We start from the raw sequence: 15,190 nt of genomic DNA, 5'->3' as shown, positions 1-15,190 counted from the left end.
TTGCTCATTCCGCGTAGCTCGCCAATGCGTTGATCGCTGCCACGGTGATCGCGCTGCCGCCCAGCCGCCCTTCCACGATGCAGCAGGGCACGGGCTGTTCCGCCCACAGCGCCGCCTTGGATTCCGCCGCGCCGACAAAGCCGACCGGGCAACCGATGATCGCCGCCGGGCGCGGACAGGCCGGGTCAGCCAGCATATCGAGCAGATGAAAGAGTGCTGTCGGCGCATTGCCGATCGCCACCACCGCACCCGCCAGATGCGGCCGCCATAGCTCCAGCGCTGCGGCGGAGCGGGTGTTGCCCATGGCGCGCGCCCGCTCCGGCACCGATGGATCGCCCAGCGTGCAGATCACGTCATTGTCGGCGGGCAGGCGCGCGCGCGTCACCCCTTCGGACACCATCCGCACATCGCACAGGATCGGCGCACCCTGCGCCAAGGCGCGACGCGCCGCTTCCGCAAAGCCGGGAGAAAAACGGATATGCCGCGCGAGATCGACCATTCCGGCGGCATGGATCATGCGAACCGCGACCGGCTCCTCTTCGGCCGAGAAGCGGTCCAGCGCCGCCTCCGCCCGGATGATGCTGAAGGACTGGCGATAGATGGCCGCGCCATCGGTTTCATAGACATGCGGCATCGGTCACTCCCAAATGGGCCAATATGTCGGAATGGGTCATGCCGACCCGCTGCGGCGGCCCGCCGGCTTTGGCATGGCGGGCAAGGTCGTAGCGGCCCTCGCGTCCTGTCAGGCAGAGAGCCGCTGGCGCGGATCGCGCACAACCCTTGGCACAGCCGGAAACATGGAGGCGTCCGGTCACATAGGGCGCGACCTCCCGCGCCAGCGCGCGGGTTTCGACACTGGCCTGCGGGCAGGAGGGCTGACCGGGACAGGCATCGACGCGCAGCAGCGGATCGGCCGGATCATGCAGCAGGCCATCGATCGCCCTGCCCTCCGCCCCCTCAACGATCAGCATCCGCCATGGCGTCAGCCGGACGGAATACGGCGCCAGTTCCGCCAAAGTCGCTGCGTCGATCTGCCCGAACGGCACGCCATAGATAAAGCCAAGCGCATGCCGCCCCGGTCGCAGCGGCAGGACAGGCGTCGCCGCCGCGACATCTCCCTGCGCCCAGTCGGGCAGCGCCGCCTTGTGCCGCACCATGCGTCCGGCTTCGTGGCCACCGCTGGCGACGAACCAGTGCGCCACAGCCAGCAGCGCATCGACGGCATCGCTCCGCGTCACCGCCACGCCCGTCAGTCGGCCGGCCGCGCGCAGGATCAATCCGCCCTGCGCACCCGGCTCGATCCGGAAATCGCCTGCCTTGCCCGTCAACAGTGGCGCGGGGCCGGCATCGATCGCAAAGCCCACCTTGGCCGGCAGGTCGGGAAACTCCGCGAGCCGATCGGCCCATTGCGCAGCGATACAAGCGGTGTCATCCCCCGCTTCCCAATCGGGCGCGACCAACAGCGCCCGGCGCGCTTCCATGACCGGATCGGGATGGACAAGCCGCAGGGCTATCAACCGCCCAATCAGAAGCTCCCAGCCTTGTTCGCTGACACCGCGTATCTGGAGATTGGCGCGGCTGGTCAGATCGATCAGCCCATTGCCATAGGCCAGAGCCGCTTCGCACAGCCCCGCCAATTGCGCGCCATCGATCCGCCCCATAATCGGACGCACCCGCACCAGCAGGCCATCGCCCGCCCCCATCGGATGCCATGCATCGGGACACCAGCCCTTGATCAGGCTCATGGCACATCCCCCAGACTGGCGAGGATCGAGTTGCGCCGCGTGCGCCACAGACCTGCCGCATGAAGCGCCGCAAAGCGCGCCTCCATTGCCGCCAACGCGCCGGGATTTGCATCGCTCAGGAAGGTGCGAACCTCCGCCCGCCCCAGCGTCGCGTCATGATAGAGATCGAACAGATGATCCGGCACGCTGCCTGCCAGATGCGCAAAGGCGCCCAGATGATCGAGCGTCGCCGCCAGTTCCGCCCCGCCGCGAAAGCCATGGCGCATCATGCCGTCCACCCAGCCGGGATTGGCGGCCCGCGCGCGCACCACGCGGGCGATCTCCTCGGTCAGCGGCCGCGCCGCCAGCCGCGCCGGATCACGCGCGTCGAGATGATAAAGCGCCGCCTTGCCCCCGACCACCGCCTGCGCGGCGGCAAAGCCCGCTTCATGCGCGGCATAGTCGGCGGCAAGCAGAAGGTCGGTTTCCGGCAAATCCTGCGCATGCACAAAGGCATCCGCCGCCGCGACACGCGCGCGCAGGCCATCGTCATCCCGCGCATCCACGTCCAGTGCCTGAGCGGAAGCAGCAAGCCATGCCTCCCCGGCAGCCCGGCGCGCTTCGTCGGTATAGGTTTCCGCCGCATCGCCCATGTTCAGCCCATAATGGCCGGGCTGCGGCCCATAGACGCGCGAGGCGGGCGCCGTTCCCGCAAAGGGATTCCAGTCGGTCGGCTCATCCCTGCCGCACAGCGCGTGCACCGCCTGCCCGAACAGCACGGGCAGCGTCGGAAAGGCATCGCGAAACAGGCCGGAGACGCGCAGGGTCACGTCGATACGCGGCCGATCGAGCATCGCCAGCGGCAGGATTTCGATCCCCGTCACCCGTTCCGACGCAAAATCCCAGACCGGCTTGGCGCCGAGCAGATGCAGCGCCATGGCATAATCCTCACCCGCCGTGCGCATCGTCGCCGATCCCCACAGGTCCACCACCAGCCCCTTGGGGTAATCGCCATGATCCTGCAAATGACGACGGATCAGTTCCTCGGCCAAGCGGATGCCCTGCGCATGGGCCGCGCGGGATGGCACCGCGCGCGGATCGACCATGAACAGGTTGCGGCCGGTCGGCAGCACATCGGTCCGCCCCCGATGCGGCGACCCCGATGGCCCCGGCGCGACCCGCCGCCCATCCAGCGCCGCCAGCAGACCATCGCGCTCAGCCACGCCTTGCTCGCCCCGCCCGAAAATATGCAGGCCGTCGCCATATTGGCTTTCCTTGACGTCGCAAACGAAACGATCGATCCGGCTGATCGCCTCGGCCGGGGACAGACTGGCGTCGATGCCCAGTTCCGCCTCCAGCCCCAGCGCGCGCGCTTCCTCGCTAATGTCCGCCTGCAACCGTTGCCGCCGCGCCGGATCAAGCCCGTCGGCATTGGAAAATTCATCGAGCAGCGCCTCAATGCGCCCCAGCCCGGCCCCGCGTCCTGCTGGCGCGAGCGGCGGCGGCGCATGGCCGATTGTCACCGCGCCGATACGCCGCTTGGCCTGCGCCGCCTCACCCGGATCGTTGACGATGAAGGGATAGATGACCGGCGTCGGCCCGATCAGCGCTTCGGGCCAGCAGGCGTCGGACAGCGCAACCGCCTTCCCCGGCAGCCATTCCAGCGTGCCATGCGCACCCATATGGACCAGCGCATCGATCCCCTGCGCCCGCAGCCACAGATAGAAAGCCACATAGGCATGGCGCGGACAGCGCGACAGGTCATGATAGCTGTCAGCGCGATCATGATTGAAGCCGCGTTCAGGCTGGAGCGCAACAATCATCGCGCCGCGCCGCACAGCCGGAAAATGGAAAGCCCCGTCCCGCACATCAGGATCGGCTTCAGGCTCTCCCCATGCCGCATGAAGATCATCGCGCAGCACGGCAGGCAGAGATGCCAATGCGCGGCTATACTCCCCCAGCGACCAGGTCAGACATTCGCCCTGAATATCTGCGACCAGATCGCCCGCCGCCTCGACCGCATAGCCAGCCCCGGCCAGATCGCCGAGCATCGCCTCAGCCGAAGCGATCGCATCCAGCCCTACCGCATGCGCCATTTGATGCGCCTTGCCGGGATAGGTCGACAGGATCAGCACCAGTGTCCGCTCCACCACCGGACGCTGGCGCAGACACACCCACGCTGCCACCCGGTCCACAATGGCCGCAATCCTCGCCGGGTCCGCCCGATGCGCGCCGCGCGCAAATTCCAGCGCCGGGTCGCGCGTCTGCGCTTCCTTGAAACTGGCCACACCGGCAAACAGCCGCCCATCCACTTCGGGCAGCACGACATGCATGGCCAGATCGGCCGGTGACAGGCCCCGCGCCGACTCCCGCCAAGCCTGCCGCCCCGATGTCGCCAGCGCCAGTTGGAACACCGGCACGCCCGCCCCATCGAGCGGGGTCGTGCCATCCTCCCCCCGCGCGGAAAAGGCGGTGGCATTGATGATCGCGGCGGGCGCATAGGCCGTCACCCAGCGGGCAATCTGATCCCGTATCTCAACCGGCTTGAGCGACGGCGCGAACATGCCGACCATATCGAAACCGCGCGCGGCAAAGGCATCCCGCAACGCCTCGAACGGCTGGGTATCGGCCGCAGTCAGATAGGAGCGATAGAAGACCAGCAGGATACGCGGCCGGTCCGTCCGGCTTTCGAAAACCGCCGGAGCCGCCAGATCGCCATCCCACGCCCCAACCATCGGCACAGGCGCAACCGGCGCCTCCGCCCCGCTTAGTCCGGCAGCGCCCGCCAGCAGCCCCAGCGCCGCCTGCGCCGCCACCGCGCCGCCCTCGTCACAAAGCCGCACCAGTTCCCGCAACGCAGCAGTTGGCACGGTCGAGGCAGCCTCCAGCCGCGTATCGGGCCGCCCGTCCCCCGGCAGCACTGCCAGCGCGATCCCCCGCGTCCGCGCCAGCGCCTCGACCTGTTGCAAGCCATAGCTCCAATAGGATGCGCCACCGATCAGCCGGATCAGGATCGCCTTGGCCCCGCTCAACGTCCGCTCGATATAGGTGTCGACCGACAGCGGATGCGTCAGCGCCGCCAGATTGGCGAGTCGCAGCGGCGGCAACGCTCCGCGCGCGCCATGCCATCCCGCCGCAAAAGCGGCCAGATCGCTGTCCGAAAAGGACAGGAAGACAAGATCGGCGGGCGTCTGCCCCAGATCCTGCGGGACAGCCGCTTCCTCGATCCCATGGGTCTCGCGGAAGATGACGTGCATCGGTGTAGCTCAGCCTTCCAGCACAGCCCGGATCGCAACTTCATCGATGCGATCATGCTCGGCGATCACAACCAGCGCCGTCACGCGCGCTTCGCCGTCGCGCCAGGGCCGGTCATATTGGTGCCGCACCCGCGCGCCCACCGCCTGCACCAGCAGGCGCATCGGCTTGCCCGCGACGGCCGCATAGCCCTTCACCCGCAAAATCTGCTGCTCGCGCGCCAGCCGCTCGATCCGCGCGGTCAGGTCGGCCGGATCGGCAATCTCGCCCAACGTCAGGACGATGCTGTCGAAATCCTCATGCTCATGATCATCCTCGCCATCATGGTGCGATGGACGCGCCGCCAGATCATCCTCCGCCGCCGCGTTCAGGCCCAGCAACACGCGCGGGTCGATCACCCCGTCGACCAGTTCGATCACCGGCAAGGGACGCGGCGTCTCGGCCGCAATCACCGCTCGCGCGGCGGCGACGCCTTCCGGCCCGGCAAGGTCCACCTTGGTCAGCAGCACCATGTCGGCGCAGGCCAGTTGATCCTCGAACACTTCGGACAAAGGCGTTTCATGGTCGATGCCCGGATCGGCCAGACGCTGCGCCTCCAGCGCTTCCAGATCGGGCGCAAACCGCCCGTCCGCAACCGCCTCCGCATCGGCCAGCGCAATCACGCCATCCACGGTGATGCGCGACCGGATCGCCGGCCAGTCGAATGCCTTGAGCAACGGCTTGGGCAGCGCCAGCCCGGAGGTTTCGATCAATATATGATCAGGGCTCGGCTCCAGCGCCAGCAGCGCCTCGACCGTGGGAATGAAATCATCGGCGACGGTGCAGCAGATGCAGCCATTGGCCAGCTCGACGATATTTTCCGCCGGGCAATCGGGAATGGCGCAGCTTTTCAATATGTCGCCATCGACACCCAAGGTGCCGAATTCATTGACGACCACCGCCAGCCGCCGCCCGCCCGCATTGCGGATCAGATGGCTGATCAGCGTGGTCTTGCCCGCGCCCAGAAAGCCGGTGACGATAGTGACCGGCAGCTTGGCCAGATCGGACATAAATCTCTCCCGCGCGCCGAACGACGACAGGCGGGGCTTGCCGGTGTCCCATCAGGACGCCAGCCGACGCGCGACGACGGGCGGACGCGACAGGGCGCCCGGCATCCCGCACCGTGCAGCCCCAGCCGCACGATTTCGTCGCTCAGACGGAAGAAACTACCGTGCCATGGCCATCCCCTGGACCAGAGCAAGAGCGACCAGACGCCGGCAGGTCTCCTGGCTCGCGGGTCAAGGCTTGATGCGCGCCTTCCCAGACCTTTTGGGGTCCAGTGGCTGCTCTCGCAAGGAGAGCATGCGCATCGCGCTCGCCGCTTACAGTTGCAGGGACAGCCGCGGAATTGAGGGATAAGTCCCCCTCACCGCATTCCCATTTAAAGCCCCTTGCGGGGCACCGACGCGATCAATGTCCGTCGCCCTAGACCAATTCAGCGCCCAAGCCAACGACGTTCAGCCAGCCGTCCGCACTTCGATCTCGTCAAAGCGTTTCCAGCGATAAATGCCGAAGCTCAGCAGCCAGCAGAGGATGAACAGCCCAATGATCGCAAAGCCCAGACTGTTGAAATTCTCGCCCAGTTCCGCCGCGATCCGCCAGGGCGCGCCCTCCAGCCCCAGCTTGTCGCCGATCAGCGCCATCGCCTCGATCCCGCCGATGACGATCGCGACCAGCGCTGAAATCAGGGTGATGGTGATGTTGTAATAGAGTTTGCGGATCGGCTTCACGAACGCCCATTCATAGGCGCCCAGCATCACCACCCCGTCGGCCGTATCGACCAGCGCCATGCCAGCGGCGAACAGAGCGGGCAGCACCAAAATCGTGCCGATCGCCATGCCATCGGCCGCCTGACTGGCCGACAGACCCAATATCGCCACCTCGGTCGCGGTATCGAAGCCCAGACCAAAGATGAAACCCAGCGGCGCCATATGCCAGCTGCGGCTGACCAGCCGGAACATCGGCCGGAACAGGCGCGCCAGCAGCCCGCGATTGCCCAGCAACAGGTCCAGATCCTCCTCGACATAGGTGCCGCCCGCCCGGACATGGGCAAAGCTCTTCCACACCGACCGCAGGATCATCAGGTTCATCGCAGCGATCGCGAACAGGAAGGTCGCCGACACCCCGGTCGCGACGATGCCGCCAACCTCGCGAAAACTCTCGAACCGGCTCAGCGCGCTGGCGGTCAGCGCGATCGTGACGGAGGCGATGGCGATGATCGCCGAATGGCCGATCGCGAACCAGAAGCCGACGGTGATCGGCCGCTGCCCATCCTGCATCAGCTTGCGCGTCACATTGTCGATCGCGGCGATATGATCGGCATCGACAGCATGGCGCAGCCCCAGCCCCCAGGCAAGCAGCGCCGTCCCCAGCATCAGGGGCTGGTCATGAAACTGGCCGAAGGCCCATAGCCATACAGCGATATTCGCCACGATCAGCGCGGCCATCAAACCGGTCACGCGATGCCGCAGGCGCGGCGTCGAAGATTTGGACATGTCAGTCATGGGAAAAGGAAACACCCCGGCATCATGCGACAAGACAGGGGCCAGCGCGCATCGACCGGACGCCATCAGCGACCGACGCACGGTTCCAAAGGCGGCCCCCGCCGCTCTTTCGTCGCTCAGACGGAGTGATACCGTGCCATGGCCATCCCCTGGACCAGGGCAAGAGCGACCAGACGCCGGCAGGTCTCCTGGCTCGCGGGTCGACGCTTGACGCATGGCCTTCCCGGGCCTCGCAGGATTTAGCGTCCGGCCCAGTGGCTGCCTTCCTTATTTCAGAAAGGCCTATGCGTCGCACTCACCGCTTACAGTTGCAGGGACAGCCGCGGATTTGGGAGGAAACACCCCCCGCACCGCATTCCCTTTTAAAGCCCCTCACGGGGCACCGGCGCGATCGGCAGCCAACAGGTAAACCCATCGGCCAGCGCCGGGCATAACGCGGCATCACCTGCTTGCCAAGCGGATGACGATTCAGAGTCTTGCCTCCGGCGCATCCGCACCGGCCCACACCCCCACCCGACCGCCCAAACATAGTATTCCAGTTGGGTGGTCGGGTGGGGGTATGGGCCGGTGCGGCATCGAAAATGCGCTCTTTCGCGCATTTTCCAAACAGGTTCTAACCCGCCGCCATCGCATTCATGCTGACATAGTCCAGCTTGCCCGTGCCCAGCACCGGCAGTGCGTCCAATTCCCGAATGTCGCGCGGAATGGCGAGTTCGGTAACGCCATTGGCGCGGCCCCAGGCCTGAAGATCGCCCGCCTTCGCACCCTTCTTCGTGGTGAACAGCACCAGTTGCTCGCCTTTACGCGCGTCCGGCCGGGTGACCACGGCATGTTCGGCATCCGGCCAGAGCGCGGCGGCATAGCCCTCCACCGCCGGCAACGATACCATTTCACCGCCAATCTTGGCAAAGCGCTTGGCGCGGCCCCGGATCGTGACGAAGCCTTCGCCATCGATGGTGACGATATCGCCGCTATCATGCCAGCCTTCCTCCGGCGGTTGCAGCACGCCCGGCGCATCGGCCTTCATATAGCCGGTCATGATGTTCGGTCCCCGGATGGACAGGCGGCCACCCTCTATAGTGCCCGGCACATCGTCCAGTTTCGCCTCGATCCCCGGCAGCAGGCGGCCGACGGTCCCTGCGCGGAAATGCATCGGCGTATTGACCGCGATCACCGGCCCCGCCTCGGTCGCGCCATAGCCCTCCAATATGCGCAGGCCGAACTTGTCGGCATAGGCCTTGCGCGTTTCGTCCCGCACCCGCTCGGCCCCGGCAAAGATGTAGCGCAGCGAATAGAAATCATAACCATGCGCCATCCGCGCATAGCCCGACAGGAAGGTGTCGGTGCCGAACAGGATCGTCGCATTGCTGTCATAAGCCAGCGCGGGGACGATCCGATAATGCAGCGGGCTGGGATAGAGCAATGTCTTCACCCCGTGCAGGATCGGCAGCAATGTGCCGCCGGTCAGGCCGAAGCTGTGGAACACCGGCAGCGCGTTCAGCACCATGTCCGCCGTGTTGAAATCGATCCGCGCGGCAAGCTGGCGACAATTGGACAGCAGGTTGCGGTGGCTCAGCACCACGCCCTTGGGCAGCCCCTCCGACCCGCTGGTGAACAGGATCACCGCCGGTGCGTCAGGCGCGATGCGCAACCGCTTATGCGCCCGCCCGGCAAAGCGGCTGGCGATCAGCGCACGCAGCTTCGCTCCCGTGCCGATGGTCGCGCCGATATCCTCCAGCCACAGGATGGTCAGCCCCTCGGCCTCCAGCGCAGCAACGATCTCCCCCAGCTTCGCCTGATCGACAAAGGCGCGCGCGGTGACGATCGTGCGGATCTGCGCGGCGGTGCAGGCGGCCTTCAAATTGGTGAGGCCCGCCGTATAGTTGAGCATTGCCGGCACCCGGCCATGCGCCTGCAACGCGAAGAAGGTTGCGACCACCGCCGCCACATTGGGCAGCAATACACCCACCGCCTCCCCCTGCCGAGTCGGCGCCGCCAGCGGGCGACCCAGCGCCAGACTGCCCACGACCAGCCGACCATAGCTCATCTGCTCGCGCTTGATATCCTCCACCACGGGCGCCTTGGCCCCATGGATATGCCGCGCCTCCAGCAGCGCCTGAAACAGCGTTTCTTCCGTCCGCGACGTGGCGAAGATCATCGCGCTCATTTCGTCATAGAGGCGACGACCTGCGATCGCACGGCGCGCCCGCGCCGTCATCTCGCCATCTATGCTGAAGCGGCGCGGCGGCAGCACGGTCAGCTTGATCTTGGGGAAGCTGCGCAACCGCACCTTGCCGCGCAGACGCGAGAAGGGCGTAAATTGCGCGCCGTCGATGCGCACTGGGATGATCGGCGCGTCGGCCTTGTCGGCGACCATGCCGGGACCGTCGAATATCTTCATCAGCGCGCCGGTCACGGTGATGCGCCCTTCCGGGAAGATCACCAGCGTCCGCCCTTCGCGCACTGCCTTCACCATCGCCTTGGCCGCCATCGGATTGGTCGGGTCGACCGGGAAAGCGTCGAACAGCGGCAGGAACGGCTTGATCCACCAGGCTTTGGCAATGCGGGTATGCACCGCAAAGGTCGGCTTGCCCGGCAGGAAGGCGGCAAGCAGCAGCCCGTCGAGAAAGGACACATGGTTGACCACGACCACGGCGGGCGTGCCCACCGCCGGCATATTCTCCGCGCCCGACACCTCGACCCGATAGAGCAGCCGCAACAGCCCCCGGAACAGCGACTTGATAACGGTTTCGGGCAGCAGCCAGCAGGAAATCAGCGCAATGGTCAGCGTCGCAAAGCCCAGCGTACCGATCACACCGGGCACGCTTTCGCCGCGCGCCAGCATCAGCGTCACCACCAGCACCACGGCCACGCTGACGGCGGCATTGACGATATTGTTCGCCGCGATCGTGCGCGACCGCTCCTCGCGCGGGGCATGGGTCTGAAGAATCGCATAGAGCGGCACGATGAACATGCCCCCGGCAAAGGCGATGCCGAACAGATCGAACAGGATGCGCCAGCTTCCCGCCGACGCGACGAAGGCGGCGATACTCGCTTCACCAGCCTGCGGCACATAGGCGCTGGTCGACAGCCACAGATCGATCAGGCAACCGGCCAGTGCCAGCGCGGACAGCGGCACGAAACGGGCCGACACTTCACCACGCAGCAGGCGATTGACCAGCAGCGATCCCAGCGCCACGCTCAGCGAGAAGACCAGCAGGAACAGCGTGGCGACTTCCTGCTTCGCATGCAGCACGCCGCTCACCAATGGCGCGAATTGCGCCAGCAGCACCGCGCCCATGCCGAAGAACCAGCTGATCCCCAGGATGGACAGCCACACCCCGCGTCCATGGCGCGCCGCCTTCAATATCTGCCAGGTGCTGCGGAATATATTGGGGTCGATCCGCAGCCCCTTCGCCACCGGTGGCGCAGACGGGACGGCAAGGCTGGAGAGGAACCCCAGCAACGCAATGCCGACCGCGACAAGGCCCGCCGTCTGCGCCGAAATCACCCCGGCCAGCAACTGTCCGCTCAGGATCGCAAGGAAGGTGCCCGCCTCGATCAGCCCGGTGCCGCCCATCATCTCCTGAGGATGCAGGTGCTGCGGCAGGATCGAGAATTTGACGGGGCCGAAGATGGTGGAATGCAACCCCATCAGGAACAGGCAGGTCAGCAGCAGCGGCACCGATTGCAGCCAGAAGCCGATCAGCGCCATCGTCATGATGACGATTTCCGCCGCCTTGACCGCCCGCACCAGCTTCGCCTTGTCCCAGGCGTCGGCAATCTGCCCGGCCAGCGCAGAAAAGAGGAAATAGGGCAGGATGAACAGGCCCGTCGCGATCGTCGCCAGCAGCTCCGCCTTGCCCGGTTCCGCCCGGAACAGGACGAAATTGGCCAGAAATAGCAGGGCGAACTTCAGCAGATTATCATTGAACGCCCCCAGAAACTGGACGACGAACAAAGGTGCGAACCGACGTTTGGCAAGCAAAGACAGATCAGGTGCGGACATGAACAATACCCCTCATGATCAAGGCCATAAGCGTGAAGTAATGACGAGACGTTAATCGGTGTCAGCGCGCAGATGGCGACTATAGAGCCAGCCGATACCGATCAGGCTGAAGCCCAGCGCCAGGAAGGAGGCGATGCGCAGCAACCCGGTCAGCCCCGACGCATCGAGCAGGAACACCTTGGCCACCGCCCCCAGCATCAACAGCAGCGATGCAATCCGCCAGTCACGCCCACCCCGGCGAATACCCCATAGCAGGAAGCTGATGGCCAGCGCGATCGCCAGAACAGAGCGGCCAATATCCTCGCCCGCCGACAGATAGGGCAGGTTGAGCATCGGCCCGCAGAACAACTGGCGCAGCATGGTAAAGGCGAACAGCAGGATCAGGACCATATAGGCGCCGTCGCGATAGCGCGTGCAGCGCTCCGCCAGGTCTGGCGCCATCCGCCCGACCAGCCACAGCCCGACCAGCGGAATGGCAAAGGCAGGCAGCAGCAGGTTGAACAGTGGCACGCTACCGACTGCCTGCGCCGCCCAGAGTGGGTTATGCAGCAACAGTGTATAGAGCAGATTATGCGCGATCCCGGCCGCCACCAGCGTCAGGGCGATCTCCCGCTGAGTGAACCGGCGCCATGCGGCCCAGCCCGCCATGATCAGCAGACCCTCCCAAAGCGTGCGCTCCGCAAGGCCCATCCGCACGAAGGCGGCATGGCCCGCGATCGCGAAGACCTGCTTGTACAGAATATGCAGGGCAATCATGCCGAACAGACCGGCCGCAATCACCGCCAGTTGCCGTCCGATCGGCCCGATCGCCCGCTTCCCCCGGACCACCGCCAGCGCAATCAGCGCGGCCGGCAGGGCAAGGCGAAGCAGCATGTCGGCCCTATCGGGCAACAGGCTCACCAGCATCGACCGCCCCAGCAGCGACAGCATCGCCGGGTCGATCCACGCCAGCAGCGGTTCCGCTGCCCAGAGGAACGTCAGCAGGAACAAAGTCGCCAGCGCAGGCAACAGGCGCAACGGCGGCAGGCGGCGCGCGCCTTCGGCCAGCAACGGCAAGGCCAGCGCAACGATCGGGGCGAGCCAGAGCACCGGCACGACCTGCACAAGGGCGCCATAGGCGCAGAGCGTGGCGACGATCTGCGCCACCAGCCGCCCTTCGGCCAGTCGCGCCCGCCAGGCATAGAGCATCAGCGCCAGCCCCACGCCGCTCCAGCGCAACAGGGCGATCCCCGGCGCGGCATCCGCGCTCACCCCGGCCAGTCGGCCCAACTCATCCAACCCCCGGTCCCCGGACACCAGCGACGCGACGGCCGTGAAGACAAAAGCCCAGCCGCTATATTCGATCCGCATGTCCCCGGCCCGCGCCGCCAGCATCAATAGCGCGACCGCGACGATCCCCACCACCAGCGGCAGGGTCCATCCGGCAAGGCCGAAAATACCGGCAAGCACCAGCAGGATCGCCGCGCTGGTCGCCAGCAGGGCAAGCCGTGCATCGTCCCTCCGCGCCGGATTATGCCACCCCATCGCCACCGCGACGGCGGGCAAGGCGCTGGCCACGAGCGCGATCAGGGCAAAGCGCAGATCGTCCGCCGCCGACCCGCGATAAAAGTGCAGCGCGCTCACCGCCAGCCCACCCAGCGCCACGCCCGCAACCTGCCCCGCCTCGATCAGACCACCCGCCGGGCGCCAGAGCCGCCACAGCGCTCCGCCGCCATAGATCATGGCCAGTCCCAGGACGACCAGCGTGAAGCTGGAAGCCGCCGGCGCAGGCCAGGCCCCGGCCAGCAACAGCCCCACCGCCAGCCCGACAGGCATCAGGCGGCGCAACGCCGGCTCCCGACCGCTCAGCCAGAGGAAGGCGACCGACAACAGGCCGAACAGCGCCCAGTGCAGCAGCGCAAAACCACCGGTCGCGATCAGCGCCGCCATCTGCGCCGATGCCACCACGGCCGACACCGCGCGGATCAGCGCGGCCCGGCTGCCCGAGAAAGCGAACAGCGGAAAGGCGATGCCGATCGCCAGAATGAGCAGACCAACCGACAGCGAAGACGCCAGATCCAGTGCACCGGACAGCAGCAGCAGGCTGCCCCAGCCCGCGCCACCGATCAGCGCGCCCATGCCCAGCCACATCCAGCGCTGCGTCCGGGACAAGGCGCACAGGCCGCCGATGGTGAGCGCCAGATAGCAGGACAGCAGCGGAATATTGGGCTCGTCCGCCCCTGCCAGCGCCGGCGCGGCCAGACCGCCTACCAGCCCCAGCATCGCACTGGGCGCACCAAAGCGCAGCGACAGGCCCATGGCCAGCGCGGTCACTCCGGCCAGACCGACAAAGGCCGTGCCCGGCCCGACCAGATGATAGAGATTGGCCGCCGCCAAAATGACGGCATAAAGGGTGGCAAGGCCAGCACCCGCCAGCGACTGCCGCACGCGGGCATCGCGCACCCGCGCTTCCTGCCGCAGCGCGACTTCCGCGCCAGCGATCAGCCCGCCGCCGAAGATCAGGCCCAGCAGCACGCGAATGACAGGCGACAACAGCCCGGAATCGATCGAATATTTGACCAGCAGCACGCCCGCCACAGCCAGCGTGACACCACCCGCCCAGATCGGCAGGCGTCGCCCGAACAATTCTTCAAACCCGAAGGCGGGGCGTGCGGACGCGATCTCTTCGATTGGTTCGGCAGCAAAAACTTCCGGCTCCGGCGCGGCCTCCGGCTGAACAACCGTCTCTGCCCATGGCGTCCGACGTGCAGTCACCCTGGGCGTGGGCGGCGGCGGAACCACCACCCTCTCGCGCACCACCCGCACCGGTTCCGGCACGATCGGTACGGGCGCAACTGATACGCGCACAGGCTGCGCCTCCGCCTCCAGCATGGCGATGCGCGCCTCCAGCGCCATCATGCGGCGTCGCGTATCGAACAACACGGCACCCAACAGGATCAAAAGCAGCGCAACCAGCATGACAGACCTTCCATTCGCCATGGAGGACTGCTGGATAAAGCGAAATTGAACAGTGATCAATTAAAATATTAGACAGTGATCAATTAAATTTCTAAACCGGCCCTCATGGGCAGACGATCCGACCATAGCCGCGCCGAACTGGAGGTGCTGATCCTGGAGGAAGGCCATCGCCTGATGGCGGAGGTCGGCTTCGCGCGCTTTTCCGCGCGGGAAGTGGCAAAGCGGATCGGTTATGCCGTGGGCACGCTCTATAATGTGTTCGGCAGCTACGATCTGCTGCTCGCCGCGATCAACACGCGCACCTTTGAGCTATGGGCCGCGCATCTGGAAGAGCAGCTGGCATCGCCCTCGACCGATCGGATCGCGGCGCTGGTGCAGGGCTATTTCAGCTTCGCCGCCGACAATCTCAATCTGTGGACGGCAATCTACGACCATCGCCTGCCCGCCGACATGGCGATGCCCGACACGCTCGCCATCCGGCGCGGCGGCCTGACCGATGTAGTGGTGCGCGAAGTCGCAGCGATATTGCCCCCCCAAACCCGCGATCAGGCGCCCCGGCTGGCACGGTCTCTGATCGCAACGGTGCATGGCCATTGCACCTTCGCCCTCAACGGCAGCTTTCTGTTGCTGGGGGAGACGGAGCCGCTCGAACTGGCGATAGCACGGGTCCGGGAATCGCTCTCGGCGGCCATCGCCTGACG

Annotated in this window: 8 protein-coding genes and 2 riboswitches; of the genes, 1 reads left to right on the top strand and 7 read right to left on the bottom strand. The window is 66.2% G+C overall.

Annotated elements, in window-relative coordinates; all coding sequences use genetic code 11:
- Window positions 1-4: 4 nt before the first annotated feature.
- The 7 genes from BMY84_RS21590 to BMY84_RS21560 form a co-directional block, all read right to left on the bottom strand.
- The gene (locus BMY84_RS21590; RefSeq protein WP_093086485.1) at window positions 5-634 is read right to left on the bottom strand and encodes a precorrin-8X methylmutase; all 630 of its coding nucleotides are present in this window, start codon (window positions 632-634) and stop codon (window positions 5-7) included.
- Window positions 618-1,745 (bottom strand): cobalamin biosynthesis protein CobG, encoded by a 1,128-nt coding sequence (locus tag BMY84_RS21585; RefSeq protein WP_093086483.1) that lies wholly within the window; start codon window positions 1,743-1,745, stop codon window positions 618-620. Before BMY84_RS21585 ends, BMY84_RS21590 begins: the two co-directional genes overlap by 17 nt.
- Complete coding sequence (gene cobN / locus BMY84_RS21580; protein WP_093086482.1) at window positions 1,742-4,981, bottom strand: cobaltochelatase subunit CobN; 3,240 nt, start codon at window positions 4,979-4,981, stop codon at window positions 1,742-1,744. The genes BMY84_RS21585 and cobN overlap by 4 nt, the downstream gene beginning before the upstream one ends.
- 9 nt (window positions 4,982-4,990) lie before the next feature.
- Window positions 4,991-6,028, bottom strand: a complete 1,038-nt coding sequence (gene cobW, locus BMY84_RS21575; RefSeq protein ID WP_093086481.1) for a cobalamin biosynthesis protein CobW — start codon at window positions 6,026-6,028, stop codon at window positions 4,991-4,993.
- Between the two features lie 188 nt (window positions 6,029-6,216).
- Window positions 6,217-6,439, bottom strand: a riboswitch (cobalamin riboswitch).
- A 36-nt stretch (window positions 6,440-6,475) separates the two neighbouring features.
- Window positions 6,476-7,522 (bottom strand): HoxN/HupN/NixA family nickel/cobalt transporter, encoded by a 1,047-nt coding sequence (locus tag BMY84_RS21570; RefSeq protein ID WP_093086479.1) that lies wholly within the window; start codon window positions 7,520-7,522, stop codon window positions 6,476-6,478.
- A 160-nt stretch (window positions 7,523-7,682) separates the two neighbouring features.
- Window positions 7,683-7,924, bottom strand: a riboswitch (cobalamin riboswitch).
- Between the two features lie 211 nt (window positions 7,925-8,135).
- Complete coding sequence (locus BMY84_RS21565; protein ID WP_256215346.1) at window positions 8,136-11,531, bottom strand: acyl-[ACP]--phospholipid O-acyltransferase; 3,396 nt, start codon at window positions 11,529-11,531, stop codon at window positions 8,136-8,138.
- Between the two features lie 51 nt (window positions 11,532-11,582).
- On the bottom strand, window positions 11,583-14,489 hold the full coding sequence (locus tag BMY84_RS21560; protein WP_093086478.1) for a DUF2339 domain-containing protein: 2,907 nt from the start codon (window positions 14,487-14,489) through the stop codon (window positions 11,583-11,585).
- Between the two features lie 105 nt (window positions 14,490-14,594).
- Here BMY84_RS21560 and BMY84_RS21555 point away from each other — a divergent pair, with 105 nt between their 5' ends.
- On the top strand, window positions 14,595-15,188 hold the full coding sequence (locus BMY84_RS21555; protein ID WP_093086476.1) for a TetR/AcrR family transcriptional regulator: 594 nt from the start codon (window positions 14,595-14,597) through the stop codon (window positions 15,186-15,188).
- Window positions 15,189-15,190 lie beyond the last annotated feature (2 nt).

It is taken from the genome of Sphingobium sp. AP50 (assembly GCF_900109095.1).
Lineage (GTDB): Bacteria > Pseudomonadota > Alphaproteobacteria > Sphingomonadales > Sphingomonadaceae > Sphingobium.
The sequence above is the reverse complement of the archived record's forward strand: the minus strand, read 5'-3'. Positions and strand labels throughout refer to the sequence as shown.

Bases quoted from the DNA above. Each gene is read 5' to 3' on its own strand.
- BMY84_RS21590 (WP_093086485.1), bottom strand. From the start codon at position 634: ATGCCGCATGTCTATGAAACCGATGGCGCGGCCATCTATCGCCAGTCC.
- BMY84_RS21585 (WP_093086483.1), bottom strand. From the start codon at position 1,745: ATGAGCCTGATCAAGGGCTGGTGTCCCGATGCATGGCATCCGATGGGG.
- cobN (WP_093086482.1), bottom strand. From the start codon at position 4,981: ATGCACGTCATCTTCCGCGAGACCCATGGGATCGAGGAAGCGGCTGTC.
- cobW (WP_093086481.1), bottom strand. From the start codon at position 6,028: ATGTCCGATCTGGCCAAGCTGCCGGTCACTATCGTCACCGGCTTTCTG.
- BMY84_RS21570 (WP_093086479.1), bottom strand. From the start codon at position 7,522: ATGACTGACATGTCCAAATCTTCGACGCCGCGCCTGCGGCATCGCGTG.
- BMY84_RS21565 (WP_256215346.1), bottom strand. From the start codon at position 11,531: ATGTCCGCACCTGATCTGTCTTTGCTTGCCAAACGTCGGTTCGCACCT.
- BMY84_RS21560 (WP_093086478.1), bottom strand. From the start codon at position 14,489: ATGCTGGTTGCGCTGCTTTTGATCCTGTTGGGTGCCGTGTTGTTCGAT.
- BMY84_RS21555 (WP_093086476.1), top strand. From the start codon at position 14,595: ATGGGCAGACGATCCGACCATAGCCGCGCCGAACTGGAGGTGCTGATC.